A 22,434-nucleotide genomic window follows, 5' to 3' on the forward strand; every position below is an offset into this window, starting at 1 on the left:
GGAGCCGAGCTCGCCCAGCCACCACAGCCCTTCTTATTGCCCGCCCCCGGTATTGCCTGGCGACTCCAACACCTTCACCACATCATCAATCACCGCCTTGCTCATCTCCTGCAAATAATGCGACGCCCAGGCATAACGGTCCGTCTCCTTCGTCATCGCTGCATCTTCGGCGAGCAGCTTGGCGACGTGGAGCAGGTCGGAAACGTGGTGCAAGGCTTCATGCAGGGAAACACCGCTGTTAACGCGGAACAGAGGTTGGTCGGAGTGAAAGGAGAAGGGGGTGACGCCGAGGGTGGTTAACGCAGACGCGGGTGTAGCGGTCATCGGTAAAACTCCCATATCGAGTGAGAGCTACCACGTTCGTTCTCAGGCGAATGGGTGGCAGCTGTGCGCAGGCTGAGAAACCGGAGATACAGGAACCCGGCAGACCCGAAGGTCTCCCACGCACAGCCGCCATTGCACGAATTTTAAGGCAAAAAAAACGCCTTCAAAATCGGGTTTTGGGGGAGCTTGGTGCGCCTGCATCTTGCCGGGTTCTCAGGCCCGATCGCTGAATTGGCAGCGATGGAGGGAGGGTAGCGTGGTGGGGCGCAAGGAGCAATCGGGAAAATAGAACGGTTGGTCTGGGCGAGTCTCAGGGCGAGCGAAAATCACTGTGCCGATTCGAAGGTCGCTTTCAAAATGATGTAACTATCGCCTGGGCCAGCTGCATGTCTGACATGCGGGGGGAGGGATACGCCGACTGGTAGTACCTGGAGGCCTGCTCAAACCGAGCGCCGCGAATCTCGCCATCTGAGCCAATAAACGCGAGCGCATCATCCTTGGCGGGCTTGAATTTTTTTGTGACGGCTAGAGAAATGCCCGTCGTTGCAACAAGGACGAGAGTGGGAGCCATAGTTATCATCATCATTGAGTTTTGATACGAGCCCCTATCTTCCGCAACGGTCTGAGCGCTGATTGATACCATGACGGCGATTGCCAGAGTCTTCCATGAACCCATGCTTTGATGCTTCCATTGTTGTCTGAGGGTGCAACCCTATCAGAGCAGGGGATTGCCAGAAACAAGAAGCCCGGCGCCAGACTAAGGCCATGCCACGATTTTCATCGACGAATCAATCTTTTGTGATCGTTTCAACTGAGCTTCCGCATCCGCGCGGGAAACATAGCAAATCAATCCGGCGTCCTGCTTCGATGAAACATCGGTTTTTGGCTTCATCTGATAGATGAACGCGTTCTGCATTTTAAGTGTTTGGGAATACTCGAAGTCACCCCATACACCTGGCTGGGATTGCTTCACCTTTTCCACATAGTTGTTCAATCGGGTCTGAAATGCTGCTCCCGTCCTGTCGGCATCATTAATCTCAACCACTGGACTGCAGGTAGATCCTCTTTCCTCTCCGACAGTCAGATAGGCATAGCAATAATTTGAAGTGCTCTCGGGTTTGGCTGGTGCGGCGATCATTTGCTGCGCTGCTAATGGAGTAGCCATTGCTGAGGTAGTTCTTGCAGGTGCGACAGTGCCAGGTGAGGAAGCGGGTAGCGTCTCGGATTCTGAGCCGTCAGCAAGTATTGGCGCAACGATCATAACGCCAACGTAACCGGCTACCCCGGCAACCGCCAGCCCCGTGTCACCCGTCGCCGCCCCGCCCACCAACATGCCCATCGCGGCCATCTCACTCAAGCCCCCATCTGAAGAGCAGCCACTTATGCTTGAAAAGCACGAGGTTATAACCCAATAGCGGGCTGACTTCGAGATGTGTGCGAACATTAAAACCCCCTGGACGATTGGCAGGGCGCAATCGTATATACGGCCATAATGGCAATTCGCCTTTGTTTTGTACACGACCTGAGATTTTCAATGGTTTTTGGAGAAAAAACGGGGCTCAGACCACGGTTTTCGTTAATTGAAAACGTGGTCTGACCTCCCTATTTCCCTTTGATGATCAGAAAGTCATTTTGCATTATTCAACAACGGTGCAGTTGGCAGCGCTCCACACTGTGCTCCAAGGATCCCGTCATATTTTTTGACCAGATCCAAGCTGGCGTTGTATGCCGATGTCATAGAATCAGCGTTGCTTGCCGCTTCAGCATCATAAGGAGCACTACAGGTATTGATCGCACTGACGAACGCGAGCCGTGCATGCTTGTACTTGATCCCGGTGAGGTATGTCTTCATTCGGGTATCTTTTCCAGCATCACAAATAATACTGTCGTCGGCCTTGTCGGCTATAAGCTGCTGGAAATGCTTGAGGCTTTCAGAAGCCATGGACGACGCAGTATTTCCAGAGCTGGCCTGTTGGTGCCCTTCCTTCATACTCGCATCACAGTCTGCCAAAGCGAGGTTCATGTACGACAAACAGCCGATTAGAATTAATTTTTTCATGGCGTGCCTGCATCGAACCGGGCGGGATGCACCGGGTTTGCGAAGTCTAGTCAGCGCGCACCAAAACGCACATGGCATTATGAAATTAAACGCCGCGAACCGGTGCACTCTTCAAACATGTGATATGCCTACCAGTCGCCAGGCGTGACCATGGGTAAATCGATGCACTGCTTTTGTGCATTCCCCGCGAATACTTTGATGAGTGTGGATAAATTAGCTGTGCGCCAGTCCATGTCCGCATAGTCTACGCTCATCCCCACTTTGCTAACCAAGTGCAGTGAATTGAGCGGGTACTACGCAAGCGGGCCGGGTTTTTGGAATTGGTACGATAATCGTAAAATGGGGTCAAACCACGATTCTCCGATTCTCGAGAAAAAGGTGTTTTATGCGTGCCCCTAACTCCCCTCAATCAACGCCCGCTCCTCCAACCAAATCTCCTGAACAAACTGGTCCGTAATCGCATAAATCCCATGCCCGCGCCGCATGATGATGTTCTCTGCCACTAGGGCAATCACCACCGGCTGAATCTCTTCAACTTGCACCTCGCGACCTACCGTCTTGGAATATTCCGCCGCTGCATCAGTAGAGAAAATCCCCCGAGCATCACCCTCCGTAGCCGCGATCTTGTTGAAAATCGCCTGAGCCAGTCTGCCCAGCTGTTCGACTTTTTCCAGCTCAATACTCGCCGCTGCCGAACGCAAAGTACTGGCAATCACGGGGAGAAAAAGATCAGGATCACCGTCCTGTTGCAAGAGCTGGCGCAGGGCCTTAAGCATTTCCTCCGGTCGATTCCCCAAGGTGTTGAAGGCTTCGGTAGCGGCTTGGAGAGAGGGGAGCTTTTCCTTCTTCACCGTCATTGCCAGTCGGTTGAGCAGGAATTCAACGTAATCACCCTTTAGCAGGGGATACGCGGCCGATGTCGCGCCGGAAAATGCCTGGTTACGTTTAGCTGTCAGCTCACTCACTTGCGCCCTGTGTGAGCCAGTGCCGATAAAGAGGAAGTAGCCCGGTGTATTGGGGCGCGGATTGATTGCGTCACGAGCAGCCTTGAGTGCAAGGAGCAACTGATTGCCGTCATCCGAGGAAATAGCGTGTTGCACTTCGTCGATGATCAACACGAGATCGGTCTTCGCTTGGTCGACGACTTCTGTGAATGCCTGCGCGAATGTTGGGCCGTTGGCGTTGCCGATGCGGTCGAGTTTGAAGCCGAATTTGAATCCGGCTGCGTCGACCTCAATGTTGCTGACGCGCTTGAGCGTTTCCAGGACGGACGAGCCCGGCGTTTGCAGTTCTGTCAGGGTTTTGTAGATGGCGTTGTGCACGAGGGTCGCAGGGTTGGCCAGCGTGTCGCTCCAGAGGTCGACGTATATCACCAGCGCGCCAGCTGCTTCCAGGGCTGGGATGAGGTCGTTTCTCAGAAATGTCGTTTTGCCCGTGCGGCGCAGGCCGGACAGAAACAGACCCGAGCGCAGACCTTCATCCAATACGCCTGGATTGAGAAGCTGGTTTGCCATCGATTCGGCCAGTTCAGCGCGCTGAAATATGCTGCTCATGCAATTATCCCTTTTTATGAATACGCCATAATTATTGCCAGGACATAATTTAGAAGGATGAAATCTGGAATTTTGGCGTGTAAAGAGGTGATTCAACAGGAGGCGGCGTGAGGCGGGAAGGGGTTGATCGAGGATGAATATCCCAGAAACAACAAAGCCCCTGCATTTCTGCAGGGGCTTCGTTTTGTATGGTGGCACCAGGAGTCGAATAGAAAAATAAGTACCTGTTTTACAATGTAATTACGCTAATTTATAGAGGCTTCTATCCCTACGATTATCCTAATCAAGCCGGAGGTGTTCGCTAGGTTCGATGGCACCACTCAATACAAGCGAATAGGTGCAGGATTGGCAAGATTGACGCTGGAGCGTAGCCACATCAGCAGGGTTCGGTTCTGTCGTTAAAAAATTCGTTGACATAGCTCGAAAGGTCGGTATAACTTCCATCACATAGGTCGCCTTTTCTTGTCAGAAATCGTAGACCCTCAGCAATATTGCTGAGTACATATCGGCTATAGAAGCCCCTGATTTGCGTGAATAGCGCAGTCGGGGGTTTTTTTTTGGAAAAATTTAAATGTCGACTTTGAAATCCTCTGACGAAACCCAGGAATTTCCGAGCATCACGGTGGCAGCCGTACAAATGGAGCCACGAGTGGGCTGCAAGGCTGAAAACCTGGAAGTGTCGCTGCGCTTGATCGCCGAAGCGGCCAGCGCCGGTGCGCAGATCGTTGTACTGCCCGAGTTGGTCAGTAGCGGTTATGTCTTTTCCAGTCGTGAAGAGGCATTTGAACTGGCGGAATCAGTACCGGCAGGCGTCAGCACCCAGGCGTGGGAAGACGCTGCCCGTCAGCACAATGTTTACGTCATTGGCGGCGTTGCCGAACGAGTGGGTCACAAGCTTTACAACGCTGCCGTCATGGTCGGCCCCGAAGGTTACGTGGGGACTTATCGCAAGCTCCATCTGTGGGGTGACGAACATCTGTATTTCGAAGTCGGCGACTTTGGTTTACCGGTGTTCCATACGCCTTTTGGCCGCTTGGCGATGATCATCTGCTATGACGGCTGGTTCCCGGAAGTCTATCGGCTGCTGGCCATGCAAGGCGCGGATATCGTCTGCATGCCAACCAACTGGGTACCAATGCCGGGGCAGGGTAACGGCGCCATGATCATGGCCAATACCCTGGCCATGGCCAATGCGCACGTCAACGGTCTGAACATCATTTGCGCTAACCGTGTAGGCACCGAGCGCGGTCAGCTCTTTGTGGGCAACAGCATCATTGTCGGCGCCGACGGTTGGCCATTGGCTGCCCCAGGCAGCGCAGACCGCCAGCAAATCCTTTACGCCGATATCAATCTGAAGGCGTCCCGCCAATCCCGGCACCTCACGACATTCAACACGGTCCTGCGTGACCGACGCACCGATATCTACGACCCCATGCTGGGCACCGGCTGGCAGCTACCTCGCTACTAACCCCCCTTATCTACAATAAAAAAGATTGAGGATACTCACATGAAATCCACTTATACCCTCATCCGCATCGCCGTTCTTGCCGCTACAGCACTCGTAGCAACTCAGGGACATGCCGCTGAACCGATCAAGATTGGTGTCGCGGTGGGGTTGTCAGGAGCCAATAGTGTCGTGGCACCGGCTGTAGTCCAGTCCTCAGAACTCGCTGTGGAGCAAATCAACGCCGCCGGGGGAATCCTCGGTCGCCCGGTGCAGTTGGAGATTGTTGATGATGCTTCCGGCGCAATAGGTGCACAGAAAGCCTTTGATACGCTGGTGCTGGAAAAGAAAGTAAACGCCATTATCGCGATGGAAAGTAGCGCCGCGCGCAATGCCGCCTTGCCGGTTATTTCCCGTGGGCGCGTGCCCTATATCTATACCTCGTTCTATGAAGGCCGTTCTTGCAATAAGTGGATGTATGTCAACGGTTGGGTACCAGAACAGCAAGTTGCCCCTGTAGTGGATTACTTCAGCCAGAAGCTCGGGGCAAAAAACTACTTTCTTGTCGGTAGCGATTACGCCTTTGGCCGGGGCATGCTCAAGTTTACTAAAGCGTACATTGAGCAACACGGTGGAAAGGTTATCGGTGAAGAGTACTTGCCGATGGACGGGAGTGACTGGACCGCCGTTATTTCAAAAATTCGCTCGACGCAACCTGACGCGCTTATCAGTGCCACAGCAGGTGGCGCACCTAACGTCTCATTGGCCAAACAGTTGAAAGCAGCGGCGCTGACACTGCCTTACGGCAACCTGGCCATTGACGAAGGCACCGGCAAGACCATGGGGGATGTCGCAACAGGCATGTATATGTCGGCTTCGTACTTGACCAGCATCGACACACCGGAAAATAAAAAATTCCTGAGTGACCTCGGCCAGAAGTTTGCCGGGAACCTGTCCACGCCAAACGAACTTTCCGAACCGCAATATGAAGCCTTCTTTCTCTACAAGGCCGCGGTGGAAAAAGCCAACTCCATCGACTCCGCTGCGGTTGTAGATGCGTTGAAAGATGTCTCGATCGTCGGACCGCGCGGCGTTGTGCAGATGAATGCCAGCCGTCATACCCCCCTGGCCATGCGCTTGGGCCAAATACAAAGCGATGGTTCTATTCGCATTCTTGAAACCCAAGAAGGAGTCAGCCCAGGTATTCAATGCCCGAATTTTAAATAGTCCATTGCTTGATTACTAAGTAACGCTTCACGTTGCATTCTCCCCGGAGGGAGACGTCATGGTGTTAATTCTAGATATAACAACAACAATAGCCATGCTGTTCATTGTTACTGCGGGCCTGATGATGATTTTCGGAATAATGAAAATCGTCAACTTCGCCCATGGTGCCTTGCTGACAATGGGAGGGTATGCGGCGTTTGTCGTGACCCAACTGGGATGGAGTCCCTGGCTTGCGTGGCCGTTGGCTCTCGCGACCGGAATGATCGTTGGCGCGATCATCGAATACTTGATTGTTAGGCCACTCTATAAACGCCCTCTGGATGCCATCCTGGCAACCTGGGGGCTGGGCATCGTGATCGGTCAGCTGATCATTCTCGCCTTTGGCCGGGACGTGAAGTTTGCAGACGTGCCCCTGACAGGAACCTGGTCGCTGGGTGGAACGGATTACTCTGCCTATCGATTGCTGCTGATTCCCTTGGCTCTCGGCCTGTGCGCCTTACTGACGGCGCTACTCAACGGCACCCGCTTCGGTGTCAAAACCCGCGCCGTCATCATGAACGAGGAATTGGCCAGTGGCCTGGGCATCCATGCCGGGCGCATACGCTTCATTACCTTCAGCCTGGGCGCGGGCCTGGGCACATTGGCCGGAGCCTTGATTAGTCCGCTTTCGAGTATTGACCCAGGCATGGGGATTATCTGGCTGGTTTCTGCCTTCATGCTCGTCATGGTCTCCGGGCATTCGATGCCCAGCCTTTTCGTGACTTGCGCGGTATTTGGTGCGTGCCAAGTTATCGTGAGCACCTATGCGAACCCGGTACTTGGCGGACTCACGATTGCCGTGTTGGCGGCGTTGACCTTGCGTATTCGTCCAAAGGGGTTCGCACATGACTAACACTACGTTGCAGGCGGCAAACCCCCAATCCACGGGGTCCAGTCGTCAGGGAGCATGGGGCCGTTCGGGCGTGCTGGCTTTGATCGCCATCGCATTGCTGGTCGCTGGCCCATGGATTTTCGACAGCTACGTTCTCAACCTGCTGATCAAGGCCTTTCTGTTTGCGATCGTCGTTATCACGGTGGATGTGCTGTGGGGCTATACCGGATATCTCACCTTTGGGCAGTCGGCGTTTTTTGGTATCGGTGCGTATGCCGCAGGCTTGGTTTTTACTCACTTTGGCCTGTCGCCTGGCTCCATTGCTATCGCCATCGGGCTCGCGATTGTCGTCCCGATGATGGTTGCAGGGCTGGTGGGGTGGCTGTCCTTCTACCGGGGCGCCTCGCCGTTTTTTGCCACGGTTATCTCGCTGGTGTTGCCCATCGTAATGACCCAGTTGCTGCTGTCCGGTGGGGAGTGGACGGGCTCCAGTTCGGGCCTGACCGGCTATGACACCTTCGACTTGTCGCTCAATGCCTGGTACTGGATCGCCGGGAGTGGCGTGGCGCTGATAGGGCTTTTCGCCTGGCTGTTCGTGCGCAGTGATGCCGGGCGTGTGCTGGCGTCGATACGTGACAACGAGTCCAGATGTGCGTACCTGGGGATCAACGTCCCGAACATCAAAATCCTTCTGCTGATCGCCACTGCGGCGATTACAGGGATCGCAGGTTTTGGCTACGGCGCTTTCAGTGGCGTGGTGGCGCCCGAGTTGTCCGGTTTCGTCTTGGGTACCGAGCTGATCATCTGGGTTGCGCTGGGTGGACGCGGCACGTTGTGGGGGCCCATGGCGGGGGCGATTCTGATTAACGTCGCAACGGCCTATCTCGGCAGCCGCATGCCGTTTTTGTGGCAACTGATCCTCGGCCTCTCTTTCGTGCTTGTGATCGTCTTGTTGCCGCAGGGGATCGTCCCGGCTCTGCTCAAGCCCCTCGGTTTCGGTGCACGTTCGCGGCGAGTACCGGCGCTGGTTGAACGTGAAGGGAAAGCGGTTCCCGAATCGGATGGCGTGCCTGCGCTTCTAATGGAGGACGTCACCAAGAGTTATGGTTCGCTCAAGGTACTGCAGGGGATCAACCTCAAGGCCGAGGCCGGTGATCTGGTTGGACTGATCGGCCCCAATGGTGCCGGTAAAACAACGCTGATGCGGTGCATGAGCGACGGGGCTGACCGTACATCCGGGACGGTGCATCTGTGCGGTAACGATATCCGTCGGCTTCCGGCTGAGGCCTGCGTCCGTTTTGGTCTCGGGCGCAAATTTCAAAATGCCAATATTTTCGAATCCCTGACCGTCGCCGAGTGTCTGCGTATGGCCGGAACCCTTCACGAACGACCCTTGTTTTTCACTCGGGCGGATACGTTGGCCTTGCCATCCTATGCCTTGGACGTTCTGCGGGTTACCGGGTTGGATAGCATGCTGGACGTGGTCGCTCGAGACTTGTCGCACGGTGAACAGCAAGCGCTGGAACTGGCCATGGTGCTGGCCCTGGAACCTCGTATCGTGCTGCTCGACGAGCCTACCGCAGGGCTGACAAAGACCGAGCGCACGCAAATCGGTGTGGTGCTTTCCATGCTCGCAAACCGCTACAAGTTGTGCTGCCTGCTGGTTGAACACGATCTGGATTTTGTGGAACAGATCGCTACCCGAATCGTGGTATTACACCAAGGGACGATGGTCATGCAGGGCACTTTCGAAGAAGTCGTCAATTCGGATTTGGTCAAGACGATTTATGCCGGATCTGCACTTGCTCCACAGGAGGTCGTATGAACGGTGCCACATTGGAACTGAATTCAGTCACGAGCGGTTACAGGGCGTCCGTCGTCCTACGGGATATGTCGTTCAAAGTCGCGGCCGGCGAAGCGGTCGCATTGCTGGGCAAGAACGGCATGGGCAAGACGACGTTGCTCAAGACCATCATGGGGTACCTGCCCAAGAAACAAGGCACTGTTCAAGTCAACGCCTGTGACATTACCCGACTGTCGCCTCATCGAGTCGCACAAGTAGGTATTGCTTATGCGGCTCAGGAAAAAGCGCTTTTCACCGAACTGAGCATCCGGGACAACCTGCGTATGGGGCTCGAGAAAGACGCGTTGTTCGATGAGCGTTTCGCTGCCATAGAATCCGTGTTCCCGGTTTTCAAGGACCGTCTGAAGCAGTACGCCGGCACGCTGTCGGGAGGTGAGCAAAAAATGCTGCTGGTGGCGCGCGCGTTAATGATGCGCCCCTCCATCATTTTGCTGGACGAAATCACTGAAGGCTTGCAGCCCTCGGTGATTGACCGGATCGCTGTCGCACTGGTGCACGAGCGGCAACTCCACGGCACGACCCTGCTGCTTATCGAGCAAAATGTGCCGTTCGCATTGAAGGTGGCGGATCGATACTTGGTGCTTAAACAAGGTGAGATCGAAGAGGAAGGCGACGCCCGCGCGCCGGGTGCTACCGAAGCCATTTTCAACCATCTGAGGGTGTGACGCTTATGGCCCTGTCCAGCTCTGACGACCTTCCGTTGTGCCTGTTCATCGCAACAGGCGGAACAATTGCCATGCAAGTTGACCCTTCGACGTCAGCCCCGATACCTGCGTTGTCGGGCAGCGACTTGATCAAGGTCGTTCCTGCCATCGCGAAGATCGCGCGGCTCGAAATCAACAACCTGTCCAATGTCCCGTCAGTCGAAATGGGGCCGCAGCGCTGGGTACAGCTGCATCAGATCATTGAAGCCGCGTTGGCCCGTCAGGATATCGCGGGTGTGCTGGTGTCACACGGCACCGACACCCTTGAAGAGACCGCGTGGTTTCTCGACTTGACATTGACGTGCCGCAAGCCTGTTGTGCTTATCGGTGCTCAACGCAATGCATCCGAATCGGACTTCGACGGGCCACGCAACCTGATGAGCGGTGCCAGGGTCTGCGTTGAGCCTGAATCTTCGGGCAAGGGCGTGATGGTGGTCCTGAACGATCAGATCAACGCCGCACGGGAAGTCAGCAAAACCCACACCTCGGACGTTGAGTCGTTCAACTCGGGCGACGCCGGTTTTCTCGGAAGAGTGGACGGCGATACGGTCATTTTTTATCGCTCATCCTGTCGTCGACAATACTTGTCGCTGGGGCGAGACAGCTTGCCTCGCGTTGACATCGTAGCTATGTACGCCGGCGCCGACGCCTCCTCGTTGAACGCTGCCGTGCAGGCGGGCGCCAGGGGGATCGTCATCCAGGCGCTGGGGGCGGGAAATGTGAATGCCGAGGTGTATGCGGCCATTTCGCAGGCCATCGACGCCGGTATCACGGTGGTCGTTGCCACCCGCGTACCTCGTGGTCGGGTCAGGCCTCTCTATGGCTTTGCCGGGGGCGGCAGTACTTTGAAAGAGGCTGGTGTCATCTTCGCCAATGACCTAAGTCCGCAGAAAGCGAGGATATTGTTGATGTTGGCTATCCAAAGCCTCAGGTCCGCAACCGAACTACAAGACATTTTTGATCAATAGGTGAGCGTCATGCCAAGCACCAAGACAGCAGTCACTAAAGATCAGGGGTGGCCTATCGGCATCTTGTACTCGCGCTCGGGTGCTACCGGTGTCACCGAGTCCGAACATTTTTTTGGTACTGCGCTGGCGATCGAGGAAATAAACTCCCTGGGTGGCGTCCTGAATCTGCCGTTGATTCCAACCGCATATGACCCGAAGGGGTCTGCGGAAGAATACCGACGCTTGACCGGCAAGTTGCTGATCGAAGATGAGATCAACGTAATTTTTGGCTGTTCCCGATCTTCCAGCCGAAAAGCGGTGCTGCCGCTCATCGAACGCCATAACGCGTTGCTCTGGTATTGCTCGTTCTATGAAGGGTTCGAATATTCACCAAACATCATTTATACCGGCGCCGTACCCAATCAGAACAGCATTCAACTGGCCGCCTACCTGTTGCAAAACAAGGGCACCCGGTTCTTTTTGGTGGGCGCGGACTACATCTATCCGCGTGAATCCAATCGCATCATGAGGGACGTCGTTGAACAATACGGCGGCGAAATTGTGGATGAGGTCTACCTGCCCATCGACGCAGGCGTAGAGCAGCTCAAGGACGTTTTGAATGAAATCCGCGAAGCCCAGCCGGATGTTGTTTTCTCGACCCTGGTCGGACAGTCGGCCCGGTCTTTCTATCAGCTGTATGGCGAGCATGGGCTAGATCCCAAAAAAATGCCCATTGCCAGCCTCTCCATGACCGAAGAAGAAATCCGTTTGATCGGGCCGCAACTGTGTGAAGGCCACATCACCGCCGCCACCTATTTCGGTTCGCTGCGCAACGACAGTAATCAACGGTTCATTGAGCTTTGGCGCACACGATTCGGTGATCGGCCAACCAGTACCTGGTCGGAAATGGCCTATTCCCAGGTTCACCTGTTTGCGCGTGCTCTGGAGCGAGCTGGTAGTCTGGACAGGCGCAAATTAGTCGACGCTGTACACAAGGTGAAGTTCGCTTCGCCAGAAGGGCCAATAGCGATTGATGCGGAAAATAACCATTGCGCCCTGACGCCCCGGATCGGCATCTGCCGCAGTGATGGGCAGTTCGACGTCGTATGGGAAGGTTCGGGGCCGGTCAAACCCGATCCTTACCTCTCCACTTTCGGGTTCTCTGAGTTTTGGTTGAGGTAACGCCATGAGTTCCAGCCTTCGCCGTCTCTATGAAGATTTGCGCAGCATCTGCGTTGCGTTTGTTTATCCCCCTGGGGATGACCGCGATATTGTCATGCAGCAACTGAAAAGAATTGGCTGCCGCGTGAAGATCGTCTGGCCATTCCCCTCAGAGCCGCCTGCGGACGTCGACGTCATTCTCTTTCAGATTACGCAAGAGCTGGAAGGCAATAAGATCTGGTCGGGCGCCTCCGTCAACGCGGCACTCATCGCGCTTTCCGACTACGAAAGCCCGACCATCTTGAAGTTGTTGCTCGATACGCGCGCTCACGGAGTGATTTCAAAACCGTTTCGATCTTCCGGAATTCTTAGCACGCTGGTACTGGCCAGAGCCTCGTACAGCTACCAGGAACGCTTGCAGGGGAAGATCGACAAACTGGAGTTGACCATAAAATCCCGTCGACAGATCGAAAAAGCCATTCGGGTGTTGGTCGAACGCCAAAACCTGACCGAGACTCAGGCTTACGAACACATGAGATCTCGGGCAACCAAGCTGCATGTAACCGTCGCCGAGGTGTCCGGGATGATCATCGAGGCCCATGAGGCCATGGAACGGCTTGGTTTGAAGCTTTAGCCCTGGCGCGCCGCGATCCGTTTGCACTCGTTGTAACGAGTGCCTACAGCCACTAAAACAAGAAAACCCCTATGACAATGCTTGATTCCCGCCTCACGGGTGAGTCTCGGCCTGGCCCGATATCGCCTGGATTTTTTAAACGCGCTCTTGGCGACCTCCCGGTCGGCGGCAAACTGGCGTTTGGTTTTGCGCTCGCCGTGTTGGTAACCATTGGGGTTATTGCTACGGCTTTAGTGAGTCAGCACTCTCTGTTCAATGGCAATGAACAGCTGAACAAGGTCATGGTTATCAATGAACGGGTGCTGCGTGCCCGAGTCGCCGAAAACAGCTTTGCGTTGAGTCGTGCCGATGATCAACAGCAAGAGATCAAGCAGTCGCTTGCCGTCGCTGTCGAAACGCTTAAAAGCTTGCTGCTTGAACAGAAAACGCCTGATAAACCCTGGTCAGGGATGCTGGAGGCTATCGATCTCTATCAAGCGCAATTCGAAGCTTATGCCGGCCTGTTGAACGCTGGATATCTCGCGCAATTGGGGATGCAGGATCAGGCGCGTACGGCGGCAGAAAGCTTCGAATTGGTCTTTCTTGATCTGCTCGATAACTTGAACGGTGACGCCAGGCAGGCTGCCATATCCAGCGACAGGCTGACCGATCTTGATCAGACGGCGGCATTGATGCGCAAACTATTGAGTGTGCGTGATCGTGAAGCCTCCTTCATTCTCGAACCCGACGATGACCACCGTGCCGCTTGGGACATGGCAATGGCTGATACCCAAACAGCCATCGACCATTTGCTCACGTATTTACCTCCAGCCCAGCAGCAACCCCTGCAAATGGCCAAGGAAAATCTGGAGCAATATCGGCTGCGGTTCGACACCTTTAGTGACAGCCAGGCAGAGAGTCGATTGAGCGCGCAAAAAATGCGGGGTCAGGCTGATCAGGTCTTGGCGTTGGCTCGCCATGCATCGTCCGAGGAGCAGGCGCTGATGCTCAATGCCGGGAGCCGGGCAGAGAAATTGCTGCTCGGGGCGGCGGTGATGGCCATCGTGGTCAGCCTGCTGGCGTGTTGGGTTATCCGGCGCTCGATCGTGTCCCCGTTGAATGAAATCCTGATCCTCGCCAAACGGGTAGCTGCGGGAAGGCTGGGCGATCCTTTTTTCACTGTAGCGCGCAAGGATGAGCTTGGCGACCTCCAGTCCACGGTGCATGTCATGGTGGCAAGCATTCGGGGGCTGGTCAGCCATATGGGGTCAGGCATCGCACAATTGGGGGCTGATACCTCAGAGCTTTCGTTGATATCTGCTCAGACGCAACGTGATGTCAGGCAACAGCTCCTGGAAACCGAGCAGACCCTGGAAGCCATGTGCAAGGTTTCCGCAACGGCTGAGCAAGTCGCCCTCAATGCCGAGCGCGCAAGCATTGAAACCGAGCAGGCGCGTAACAGGGTCAGTAGCGGGGGAGAGGTTGTTCAGCGTGTCACTCAGCAAATAATTCATCTGTCGGGCGATATCGAAGCCTCTACTGACGCGATGCGTCACCTGCGTCACGAGAGCATCCAGATTGGCAAAGCTCTCGATGTCATTAAGTCTGTTTCCGAGCAAACCAATTTGCTCGCACTCAATGCTGCTATCGAGGCTGCACGGGCGGGTGAACAGGGGCGAGGATTTGCCGTAGTCGCCGATGAGGTTCGTGCTTTATCTATGAGCACGCGCGAGTCGACGGTGCAGATTGAACAGCTCATGCAACAGCTCCAGAACGGAGCAGATACCGCCGTGGAGCGCATGGAAAGTAGTAGGGCGTTGACCCGTAACGTTGTCCTGCTGGCCGACCATGCAGCAACGGCTCTCGACGACATCTCGCTGGCCATCGCGAGTATTGATGAACTCAACCAGCACATTGCCATTGCCGCCGAGTCCCAGAGAACCCTGGCGACTCAGGTGGCGCTAAGTATGACTCGTGTTCGTGAAGTTAGCGAAAGCAGTGCAAATGTTGGAGAACGCCTGGAGAGATCCAGTGAGGGCCTTCGATTGCTCGGACAGAGTCTGTCGGAAACCGTAGGTAAATTTAACGACTGAAGGTCGAAAGTCTTGAGGATCGTCGGACCGTTAAATCCTTGGACACTGCAAATGGAGGCGGCGATGTCATGATCGAACTACTACCAGATCTTTTTACCAAAGCAGGTCTTGGCTTGGGAGACCTGAGCCGACTCCGATTTCATAGACATATCTGAATGACGTCTATTGGCCGGCTTTTACCTTCTACTAGCGGTGAACCGCCAGGACTTACCTAGGCGATGAGCAAGCAAGCGCACGGTCAGCAGGTAGTAGTAGCGCGTCGATTTCGAGTTTGAGTTCATATGGTGGTTTAAAAACCAAACGAGATGTTTTCTTTGCCATGTCCATGGATTATCTCGGTTCCAGCGTTCAGAAATGGCTGCTTGAATAGTCTTGGCCTGGCGGATGTGACGTTCGCGTGTGACATGTGCCCCGGTCAGCACCCCAGCAAGGAAAAGCTCCATATCGAATGCCGTGCTCATGCTCGGCCACCGATGTAAGCCGATACCACGTCGATACGACCGTGCCCCAATTCGCAGCTAATTTGTGCTCGGGCCTCCTGATCGAGGCGTCGGTCGAGCTGGTAGCAGCGGCCACCGTTGATGGGTGCGAGATGCCGGGTGATTTGCTCATAGCGTTCGCACGCATAGGCCGCCCGCAACTCGTGGAAGCCTTTTAGGTTGTGCGTATGAAGGATGTCCCGTGCCGGACGAACGATTCCCCGTTGGAAATCGAGATAGCGTTCATCCGGTGCAAGCAGGTTGCGGCTACCCTCAGGCGAGACCTGTTCGGCAAACTTCAGAGCGTCACGAATATGCTCATCTACCGTAATCCAGCGAGGTGCCAAGGCACCTGAGCGGCCCCCTTTGGTACCCTCTTGGATGTTGATCTTGCCGTATTGTTCAGCCTCTCGTTTTAGACGCGGTAGGTCGGCCAAAATGGCCTCGCGCAAGCGCATACCGGTGGCTCGCGCCAACTGAGCGATGGCCGCGGCGCGCGGCATTTTATGTTCGCAGAGCACGTCGACGATCCGCTTCACGTGTTCGCGGTCCTGGCCTTGCGGCTCCGAGCGACGAACACTGGTACGCCGCATTCCCAGCGCCTTGCTCGGACTCGGCACTTTCACATACTGATCACCGCGAAGCGCAGCCATGGTTCGGTTCACGCTGGATAACCGGTTTTGTGCGGTGGCGATGTTTATAGCCCCATGTTCAACTTGCTGCCGCAGATGTCCGGCATAGTCCAATAAGATCTGCCGATTTATATGCCGCGCATCGTTAAACCCCGGCCCATCCTCCGACCGACACCACCGCACAAACGCCTGCCAGCGATCACCGTGCGCCTTCACCGTGCCGTAATGCCCGCCGCCAAACAGATCACGTAGCGCCTGCGGCCCGGCATAACTCAGTTGTCGGCCATAGCCAAAATTTCGTCCATCCCGTCTACCTACCAATGCCATGATCAAACTCCTCTCGAAGCCAAAACCTTTGAAACCTTCCCCACGTCATCCCGCCTAGGATGTTGAGTGTTATCAGGGATCAAGGCCCCTGCGACCTGTGAGGGTTGTCCACTAACGCGGGACTGACGGCTCTTTACGACCGGGAGCTTGGGCATCTCATGATCTGGTCTCCTGAGCACTTCCTAGGAAGTGGGCGGGTGGAGGCTGCGCTGGCTGACGAGACCGGTGCCGCGAGATTCTGAGTCGGGTGAAGGCAGTAATGCGATGACCGGGGCGTGCCTCACTGTCAGTCAGGTGCAGTCCATTCCTTGGGCTGCGGCACCATCATCTGCATCGCTGTTGCTGGTGACTTCGGTGTTTGTCACGCCGATTGTCACAAGGAGGAATGCCGCAAAGCCTCGTACGAGATGGGCTGCAGCAGCGGTAGGAGCGCCCGTCTCTTTCCGGGAGAAAGAGACGGGCGCAGGTTGGCGCAGTGAAATGGCCAAGCGGAAAGGTTGCTGCAGCGCAGTTGGGTAGAGGGATGTATTTGCCACAATGGCAATGATCTGAAGTAGGCATCCATCACTCGGTGAGTGACCGTGCGAGCCGCCGGACGCTAATCGCACTTTGGGAGAACCACCACGGTGTGGCGTAGCCTTAAAGGTTCTGGCTACCTGGGTTGCTGTCAAAGACAGCGCTTTGCCCGATCTTTTCTACGCCTGTGGATAATTTGGGTCAAGGCTCTAATTTTCGGGAGTTCTGAGGCTGTGGATGAAATTATCCACCGGTGGAAATCAGTGGTTTTCCACAGACAGTTGCGTGGGCTTTAGATTTTTTAAGTGAGGTCCATCCAAGCAGGGCGGCTTTGCAGCCCCGCTTGGATGGACCCGCGTGGAAGGGCGGATTGCGGTGATCTCATTGGCTTACCCACGTTTGGATGCGCCACGGTTATTTTGTAGGGCCGTGATGTTGTCGCCGACTGGGTGAGCGAATTCGTGAGGCGTTACATGGCCGCTGCGATTGGCATCAATGTAGTTGCTCCACCACGCCATGATCAGCCGGCGCTGCTCCAGAAATTCAGCTTTGTGGATATACGCGGCGCGCACACGGTTGCGTTCCTTGTGGCTCATTTGTCTTTCGATGGCTGCGTCGGTCCATAACCCGGACTCCAGCAGGGCGCTACAGGCCATAGTCCTGAAGCCGTGGCCGCACACGTCCTTGCTGGTGTCATATCCGACGTTGCGCAGCATGGTGTTCACCGTGTTCTCGGACATGGGCTTCCAGTACTTGTGGTCGCCCGGTAGCACTAACTCTGAGAAGCGACTGAGGCTACGCAGGCGCTCCAGTATTTCGATGACCTGCGGCGAGAGCGGGACCATTTGAATGTCGCCGTTCATCTTGGTCCCTCGTGTGGAGTTGCGTACCCCTTCAATCGGTGCGCGGGTATCGGGGATTTCCCACATGGCGCGTTGGAAGTCGAATTCACTCCATCGAGCGAAGCGCAGTTCGCTGGAGCGGACGAATACATGCAACGTCAGCAGGACGGCGAGGCGCGTCAGTTCGCGGCCGTTGTAGTTGTCGATACGGTTTAGCAGTTCGGGTAGGCGGTTGAGGGAGAGGGCCGGGCGATGGACTGTGCGCGGCGCGTGAATCGAGCCTGCCAGATCCAGTGCAGGATTCATGGTGATCTGCCGGGCCCTTTTGGCCCCGCGCATGATGGTGGATAAGTAGTTCTGTACCCGTAACGCCACATCCATGGTGCCGCGTTCCTTGATGCGCTGGGTGATCTCTAGCAGGTCATGGGTATCGAGTTCAGCGATGGGTCGTTGGCCGATCAGCGGGAAGACGTGGGTACGCAGTCGGCTCATCACGGTTTTTGCGTGTCCTTCGGTCCAGCGACGGGACATGTCGGCGTGCCACTCCAGGGCAACGGTTTGGAAAAGCAGTGCCGCTCGCTGGGCTACGATCTTGGCCTTCTTCTTTTCTTCCATTGGGTCGAGGTTGTCGAGCAGCAACGCCTTGGCTTCGTCTCGCTTACGTCGTGCGACGGAAAGGGTAACGATGGGGTAATTGCCGATGATGAGCGTACCTTCCTTGCCGCTGGGCTTGGTGTACTTCAAGCGCCAGGTCTTCACGCCATTGGGTTTGACGAAAAGGTACATGCCTCCGCCGTCGAACAGCTTGTAGGCGCGTTCGCGGGTTTTGGCCGTGCGGCATTGCAGGTCGCTGAGGGGGATCGCTAGACGTGGCATGGGGGTACGCGCTCCTGACCGGGAAATCGCAGTACCCCTAACATACCCTTGGGGAAGGGGGATTTTGTTGGATCCCGACAGAGGGTCCTGGAACGAAAAAACCCGCCAAAGGGCGGGTTTTCGGGGCTTCCAGAGCATTCGGTGGAATGCAATGGAGCCTAATGTGGTGCCGGCACCAGGAGTCGAACCCGGGACCTACTGATTACAAGTCAGTTGCTCTACCAACTGAGCTATACCGGCGTGTTAGGGCGACGATTATAGCGACTGCCAGAGTTCTGTAAACCCCTGAAATCTGACTATTTTTGCGAAAACCCAAGTTTTCGCAAATCTCCCCGCATTTCCCTACGTCACCCGCGAAAAATCAGCGTTCGTGCAGTGCTTCTGCGCGGGACTTGATGATCGGTTTGAGCAGGTAGCTCAGGATGCTTTTCTTGCCGGTGATGATGTCCACGGAGGCCACCATGCCCGGGATGATCAGCAATGGCTTCTCGTCGGTGCCCAGGTGGCTGCGGTCGGTGCGCAGTTTGATGATGTAGAAGGTGTTTTTCTTCTCTTCGTCCATCACGGTGTCGGCGCCGATGGTTTCGAGTTTGCCTTTGAGGCCGCCGTAGATGGTGTAGTCGTAGGCGGTGAATTTGATCATCGCCTCTTGGCCGGGGTGCAGGAAGGCGATGTCTTGTGGGCGGATCTTTGCTTCCACCAGCAGGGTGTCGTCCAGCGGGACGACTTCGGCCATGTCGCTGCCGGGCTGGATTACGCCGCCGACGGTGTTGACCAGCATCTGTTTGACGATGCCGCGCACGGGGGAGGTGACCATGGTGCGGCTGACGCGGTCTTCCAGGCCTTTGGAGGTCGCTTGGGCCTTGCTCAGGTTGGTGCGGGCTTCGTTCAGCTGGGCAAGGGCTTCGCTGCGAAACTTGCCGCGGGTTTCGTCGATTTTGCGCTGCACTTCGTTGATGGCGGCCTGGGCGCGGGGGATGGCCAGGGTGGTGCCGTCGAGCATGCCACGGGTTTCGACTTCGGAGCGTTTGAGGCGCAGCACTTCTACCGGCGAGATCGCGCCTTGTTTGACCAAGGGTTCGGACATGCCGATTTCCTGGCGCAGCAGGTTCAGGCTGTTGCGGTATTGCTCCTGCTTGGAGCTGAATTCACGCGACTCTTGCTGGCGTTGCAGCAGTTGCTGTTGCAGCCCGCCAATTTCGTCCGCCAGTTGCTGACGACGGCTCAGGTACAGCGATTCTTCGTTCGAGGCCTGGTTGGGCACGGCTTTGCGCGCGTCCTCGGTGATGTTCAGCGGGCGATTTTCGATCTCGGCGCTAAGGCGTTCCACGCGCAGTTCCATGGCCACGCGGTCGGCTTCGGTTTCGCCGACGTTGGAGGCAAAGCGCGTGTCGTCCAGGCGCACCAGCGGCGCGCCGGCTTCGACGATCTGCCCTTCGTGTACGTAGATCTGCGCGACGATGCCGCCCTCCAGGTTCTGGATTTTCTGGATGCGCGACGACGGGATCGCCTTGCCGTCACCCTTGGTGACTTCGTCGATAATCGCGAAGTGCGCCCACAACAGCAGGAACACGAAAAAGCCGATCACGCCCCAGATGGTCAGGCGCACGATGCGCGGCGCATCGTCGATCAGCGCCTTTTCGACCTCGGGCAATGGCTGGTCATCGAGCGAGTCGCTGCCTTTGAAATAGCGGAAGATAACGTTCTTCCAACCGCCTGCACCGGACTTAAGCAACACTGATCTGCCCCTTTTTCAGCGCTTCCATGACGGCCGCTTTTGGACCGTCTGCGAGGATCTGGCCACGGTCGATCACCAGCAGGCGATCGACCAGGCTCAGCAGCGAAGCACGGTGGGTGACGAGAATCACCGTCTTGTTTTCGATAACCGACTGCAAACGTTGTTTCAGGCGTTCTTCACCGGTGTTGTCCATGGCGCTGGTCGGTTCGTCCAGCAGCAGAATCGGTGGGTTCAGCAGCAGTGCGCGGGCCAGGGCGACGTTCTGGCGTTGACCGCCGGAAAGGTTTTGCCCGCGCTCGCCCACTTGCAGTTCGTAGCCTTGGGGATGCAGCCTGGCGAATTCGTGCACGCCGGCGAGTTCTGCCGCCTGTAGCACCATTTCATCGTCCACGTAGCGGGCACCGGACACGAGGTTGTCGCGCAAGGTGCCGGCCAGCAGTTGGATGTCCTGGGCCACGTAGCCGATGTTATGGCGTAATTCGCTGACGTCGATCTGGCGGATGTCGACACCGTCCACCAGCAGCGAGCCGGAGTCCGGCTGATACAGGCCCACCAGCAGCTTGGCCAGCGAGCTTTTGCCCGAGCCGCTGCGGCCGATGATGCCGATTTTCTCGCCAGGGCGAACAGTCAGGTTGATGCCTCGCAGCGCCAGGTTCTGCTGGTTCGGGTAGGTGAAGTCGACCTCGCGGAACGCCATCGCGCCTTGCAGCGTTTTGCGGCTGAGGGGGCGTTCGTCGAAGTTGCGTTCCTGCGGCAGTTCCATCATCTGGTCCACCGACACCATCGTCACCTTGGCTTGCTGGTAACGCGTCAGCAGGCCCGACAGCTGCGCCAACGGGCCGAGTGCGCGACCGCTGAGCATGTAGCACGCCACCAGGCCGCCCATGCTCAGGACGCCATCGATGATCTGGTACACGCCGAAGATAATCATCGCCACGCCCGCCACTTGCTGGATCAGCAACGTGATGTTCATCGCCAGGCCGGACAGCACCTTGACCCGCAGCTCCAGGCGGCTGAGGGTGCCGATGGTTTGTTCCCACTGGTATTGGCGTTCGCTTTCGGCGTTGTTGACCTTCACCGCATCCAGCCCGGCGAGGGTTTCGATCAGGCTCGACTGGCGTTCGGCCCCTAGAGCCATGGTGCGCTCAAGTGTCGCGGTCAGCGGTTTTTGCAGGAAGTGGCCGATGCCCAGGGCGAGCGGGAAGGCGACGATGGGGATCCAGACCAGGTGGCCGCCGAGCAGCGCGATCACCGCGAGGATGATCAGGGTAAACGGCAAATCGATCAGGCTGGCGAGGGTCAGGGAGGTGAGAAAGTCGCGCATCCCCTGAAACTCATGAATGTTCGAGGCGTAGCTGCCGACGCGCGCCGGGCGCATTTTCATCGACATGCCCACGATGCGCTCGAACAGCGTCGCGGAAATGATCAGGTCGGTTTTCTTGCCCGCCAGGTCCAGGCACAGGCTGCGCATGCTCTTGAGCAACAGGTCGAACAGGTAGGCGCCGCAAATACCGATGGCCAGCACCCACAGGGTGGCGGTGGCCTGGTTCGGCACTACGCGGTCATACACGTTCATCACAAACAGTGGCGCGGCCAGGGCGATCAGGTTGATCACCAGGCTGGCGGCGATGGCGTCGGCATATAGCCAGCGCGAACGCTTGAGGGTGTCTTTGAACCACGAGCGCGCGCGCGGGATCAACGTGCCGCTGGTGACGTCAAATTTATGTTGCGGCTGCGCGAAAAAAACCCGACCGCTGTAATCTTGACTCAGCGTTTCACGGGTGACTTGGACTTCGCCGCCGTCACTTTCGCTGAGCAGCAGGCGGGCGGTGTCCCCCTCCCATCCCAACAGCACCGCACTGCGACCTTCCTTCAGTAACAGCAAGGCCGGCAATGCAATGGACGGGATCTGCTCCAGCTTGCGCTGCAGCAAACGGCCCTGCAAACCTGCCCGGGCCGCTGCGCGGGGCAGTAGATCCGGGCTCAGGCGCTGCCCCGCCAGGGGCAGGCCTGTGGTGAGCATAGCCCGGCTGGCAGGCTTGTAATGCAAGGAGCAGAGCGTCAACAACCCGTCCAGCAAGGGGTCGTCATGCTGACTGCGCGGGTCATGGTTGAGCTGCGCCACACCTATTTCAGAATCCAAGCTGACTCTCTCTTAAACGGT

At 56.4% G+C, this 22,434-nt stretch carries 19 protein-coding genes, 1 tRNA gene and 1 pseudogene; 10 read left to right on the top strand and 11 right to left on the bottom strand.

Going from position 1 to position 22,434, the window contains the following annotated elements:
* Nucleotides 1-33: 33 nt before the first annotated feature.
* The 5 genes from PSH66_RS01545 to PSH66_RS01565 form a co-directional block, all read right to left on the bottom strand.
* The gene (locus tag PSH66_RS01545) at nucleotides 34-324 is read right to left on the bottom strand and encodes a DUF3077 domain-containing protein (RefSeq protein WP_141064606.1); all 291 of its coding nucleotides are present in this window, start codon (nucleotides 322-324) and stop codon (nucleotides 34-36) included.
* A 352-nt stretch (nucleotides 325-676) separates the two neighbouring features.
* Nucleotides 677-1,000, bottom strand: a complete 324-nt coding sequence (locus PSH66_RS01550) for a DUF2388 domain-containing protein (protein WP_141064604.1) — start codon at nucleotides 998-1,000, stop codon at nucleotides 677-679.
* An 81-nt stretch (nucleotides 1,001-1,081) separates the two neighbouring features.
* Complete coding sequence (locus tag PSH66_RS01555; RefSeq protein WP_305428250.1) at nucleotides 1,082-1,681, bottom strand: hypothetical protein; 600 nt, start codon at nucleotides 1,679-1,681, stop codon at nucleotides 1,082-1,084.
* A gap of 270 nt (nucleotides 1,682-1,951) precedes the next feature.
* Nucleotides 1,952-2,383, bottom strand: coding sequence for a hypothetical protein (locus PSH66_RS01560; protein WP_141064601.1), 432 nt, complete (start codon nucleotides 2,381-2,383; stop codon nucleotides 1,952-1,954).
* Between the two features lie 395 nt (nucleotides 2,384-2,778).
* Nucleotides 2,779-3,936, bottom strand: a complete 1,158-nt coding sequence (locus PSH66_RS01565; protein ID WP_305428251.1) for an ATP-binding protein — start codon at nucleotides 3,934-3,936, stop codon at nucleotides 2,779-2,781.
* A 571-nt stretch (nucleotides 3,937-4,507) separates the two neighbouring features.
* Between PSH66_RS01565 and PSH66_RS01570 the strand changes: the two genes are divergently transcribed.
* The 10 genes and pseudogenes from PSH66_RS01570 (at nucleotide 4,508) to PSH66_RS30025 (ending at nucleotide 14,860) form a co-directional block, all read left to right on the top strand.
* The gene (locus PSH66_RS01570; RefSeq protein ID WP_305428252.1) at nucleotides 4,508-5,404 is read left to right on the top strand and encodes a nitrilase family protein; all 897 of its coding nucleotides are present in this window, start codon (nucleotides 4,508-4,510) and stop codon (nucleotides 5,402-5,404) included.
* Between the two features lie 39 nt (nucleotides 5,405-5,443).
* Nucleotides 5,444-6,607: a substrate-binding protein gene (locus tag PSH66_RS01575; protein WP_305428253.1), complete on the top strand. Its 1,164-nt coding sequence runs from the start codon at nucleotides 5,444-5,446 to the stop codon at nucleotides 6,605-6,607.
* A gap of 58 nt (nucleotides 6,608-6,665) precedes the next feature.
* Nucleotides 6,666-7,499, top strand: coding sequence for a branched-chain amino acid ABC transporter permease (locus PSH66_RS01580; RefSeq protein ID WP_305428254.1), 834 nt, complete (start codon nucleotides 6,666-6,668; stop codon nucleotides 7,497-7,499).
* The gene (locus PSH66_RS01585) at nucleotides 7,492-9,303 is read left to right on the top strand and encodes an ATP-binding cassette domain-containing protein (RefSeq protein WP_305428255.1); all 1,812 of its coding nucleotides are present in this window, start codon (nucleotides 7,492-7,494) and stop codon (nucleotides 9,301-9,303) included. Before PSH66_RS01580 ends, PSH66_RS01585 begins: the two co-directional genes overlap by 8 nt.
* Nucleotides 9,300-10,007: an ABC transporter ATP-binding protein gene (locus PSH66_RS01590; protein WP_072339208.1), complete on the top strand. Its 708-nt coding sequence runs from the start codon at nucleotides 9,300-9,302 to the stop codon at nucleotides 10,005-10,007. Before PSH66_RS01585 ends, PSH66_RS01590 begins: the two co-directional genes overlap by 4 nt.
* A 5-nt stretch (nucleotides 10,008-10,012) precedes the next feature.
* The gene (locus PSH66_RS01595; protein ID WP_305428256.1) at nucleotides 10,013-11,014 is read left to right on the top strand and encodes an asparaginase; all 1,002 of its coding nucleotides are present in this window, start codon (nucleotides 10,013-10,015) and stop codon (nucleotides 11,012-11,014) included.
* A gap of 9 nt (nucleotides 11,015-11,023) precedes the next feature.
* The gene (locus PSH66_RS01600; protein ID WP_122277259.1) at nucleotides 11,024-12,175 is read left to right on the top strand and encodes a transporter substrate-binding domain-containing protein; all 1,152 of its coding nucleotides are present in this window, start codon (nucleotides 11,024-11,026) and stop codon (nucleotides 12,173-12,175) included.
* A gap of 4 nt (nucleotides 12,176-12,179) precedes the next feature.
* Nucleotides 12,180-12,788, top strand: coding sequence for an ANTAR domain-containing response regulator (locus PSH66_RS01605; protein WP_057722243.1), 609 nt, complete (start codon nucleotides 12,180-12,182; stop codon nucleotides 12,786-12,788).
* Nucleotides 12,789-13,069: 281 nt separating this feature from the next.
* Nucleotides 13,070-13,954: pseudogene (locus tag PSH66_RS30020) on the top strand (methyl-accepting chemotaxis protein); the annotation flags it as partial.
* A gap of 192 nt (nucleotides 13,955-14,146) precedes the next feature.
* Nucleotides 14,147-14,860, top strand: a complete 714-nt coding sequence (locus PSH66_RS30025) for a methyl-accepting chemotaxis protein (protein ID WP_370694838.1) — start codon at nucleotides 14,147-14,149, stop codon at nucleotides 14,858-14,860.
* A 176-nt stretch (nucleotides 14,861-15,036) separates the two neighbouring features.
* Here the strand turns inward: PSH66_RS30025 and PSH66_RS01615 are convergent, their stop codons facing one another.
* From PSH66_RS01615 to PSH66_RS01640, 6 genes are all read right to left on the bottom strand, one after another.
* Nucleotides 15,037-15,321 (bottom strand): hypothetical protein, encoded by a 285-nt coding sequence (locus PSH66_RS01615; protein WP_305428258.1) that lies wholly within the window; start codon nucleotides 15,319-15,321, stop codon nucleotides 15,037-15,039.
* Nucleotides 15,318-16,298: an integrase domain-containing protein gene (locus PSH66_RS01620; protein ID WP_305428259.1), complete on the bottom strand. Its 981-nt coding sequence runs from the start codon at nucleotides 16,296-16,298 to the stop codon at nucleotides 15,318-15,320. The genes PSH66_RS01615 and PSH66_RS01620 overlap by 4 nt, the downstream gene beginning before the upstream one ends.
* A gap of 905 nt (nucleotides 16,299-17,203) precedes the next feature.
* The gene (locus PSH66_RS01625; RefSeq protein ID WP_305428260.1) at nucleotides 17,204-18,532 is read right to left on the bottom strand and encodes an integrase arm-type DNA-binding domain-containing protein; all 1,329 of its coding nucleotides are present in this window, start codon (nucleotides 18,530-18,532) and stop codon (nucleotides 17,204-17,206) included.
* A 164-nt stretch (nucleotides 18,533-18,696) separates the two neighbouring features.
* A tRNA-Thr gene (locus PSH66_RS01630) sits at nucleotides 18,697-18,772 on the bottom strand.
* A 121-nt stretch (nucleotides 18,773-18,893) separates the two neighbouring features.
* Complete coding sequence (locus PSH66_RS01635; protein ID WP_042944044.1) at nucleotides 18,894-20,270, bottom strand: HlyD family type I secretion periplasmic adaptor subunit; 1,377 nt, start codon at nucleotides 20,268-20,270, stop codon at nucleotides 18,894-18,896.
* Nucleotides 20,260-22,413, bottom strand: a complete 2,154-nt coding sequence (locus PSH66_RS01640; RefSeq protein WP_078731137.1) for a type I secretion system permease/ATPase — start codon at nucleotides 22,411-22,413, stop codon at nucleotides 20,260-20,262. Before PSH66_RS01640 ends, PSH66_RS01635 begins: the two co-directional genes overlap by 11 nt.
* Between the last annotated feature and the right edge of the window lie 21 nt (nucleotides 22,414-22,434).

It is taken from the genome of Pseudomonas sp. FP597 (assembly GCF_030687435.1).
GTDB classification, from domain to species: domain Bacteria; phylum Pseudomonadota; class Gammaproteobacteria; order Pseudomonadales; family Pseudomonadaceae; genus Aquipseudomonas; species Aquipseudomonas lactucae.

Bases quoted from the DNA above. Each gene is read 5' to 3' on its own strand.
- PSH66_RS01545 (WP_141064606.1), bottom strand. From the start codon at position 324: ATGACCGCTACACCCGCGTCTGCGTTAACCACCCTCGGCGTCACCCCC.
- PSH66_RS01550 (WP_141064604.1), bottom strand. From the start codon at position 1,000: ATGGGTTCATGGAAGACTCTGGCAATCGCCGTCATGGTATCAATCAGC.
- PSH66_RS01560 (WP_141064601.1), bottom strand. From the start codon at position 2,383: ATGAAAAAATTAATTCTAATCGGCTGTTTGTCGTACATGAACCTCGCT.
- PSH66_RS01565 (WP_305428251.1), bottom strand. From the start codon at position 3,936: ATGAGCAGCATATTTCAGCGCGCTGAACTGGCCGAATCGATGGCAAAC.
- PSH66_RS01570 (WP_305428252.1), top strand. From the start codon at position 4,508: ATGTCGACTTTGAAATCCTCTGACGAAACCCAGGAATTTCCGAGCATC.
- PSH66_RS01575 (WP_305428253.1), top strand. From the start codon at position 5,444: ATGAAATCCACTTATACCCTCATCCGCATCGCCGTTCTTGCCGCTACA.
- PSH66_RS01580 (WP_305428254.1), top strand. From the start codon at position 6,666: ATGGTGTTAATTCTAGATATAACAACAACAATAGCCATGCTGTTCATT.
- PSH66_RS01585 (WP_305428255.1), top strand. From the start codon at position 7,492: ATGACTAACACTACGTTGCAGGCGGCAAACCCCCAATCCACGGGGTCC.
- PSH66_RS01590 (WP_072339208.1), top strand. From the start codon at position 9,300: ATGAACGGTGCCACATTGGAACTGAATTCAGTCACGAGCGGTTACAGG.
- PSH66_RS01595 (WP_305428256.1), top strand. From the start codon at position 10,013: ATGGCCCTGTCCAGCTCTGACGACCTTCCGTTGTGCCTGTTCATCGCA.
- PSH66_RS01600 (WP_122277259.1), top strand. From the start codon at position 11,024: ATGCCAAGCACCAAGACAGCAGTCACTAAAGATCAGGGGTGGCCTATC.
- PSH66_RS01605 (WP_057722243.1), top strand. From the start codon at position 12,180: ATGAGTTCCAGCCTTCGCCGTCTCTATGAAGATTTGCGCAGCATCTGC.
- PSH66_RS30025 (WP_370694838.1), top strand. From the start codon at position 14,147: ATGTGCAAGGTTTCCGCAACGGCTGAGCAAGTCGCCCTCAATGCCGAG.
- PSH66_RS01615 (WP_305428258.1), bottom strand. From the start codon at position 15,321: ATGAGCACGGCATTCGATATGGAGCTTTTCCTTGCTGGGGTGCTGACC.
- PSH66_RS01620 (WP_305428259.1), bottom strand. From the start codon at position 16,298: ATGGCATTGGTAGGTAGACGGGATGGACGAAATTTTGGCTATGGCCGA.
- PSH66_RS01625 (WP_305428260.1), bottom strand. From the start codon at position 18,532: ATGCCACGTCTAGCGATCCCCCTCAGCGACCTGCAATGCCGCACGGCC.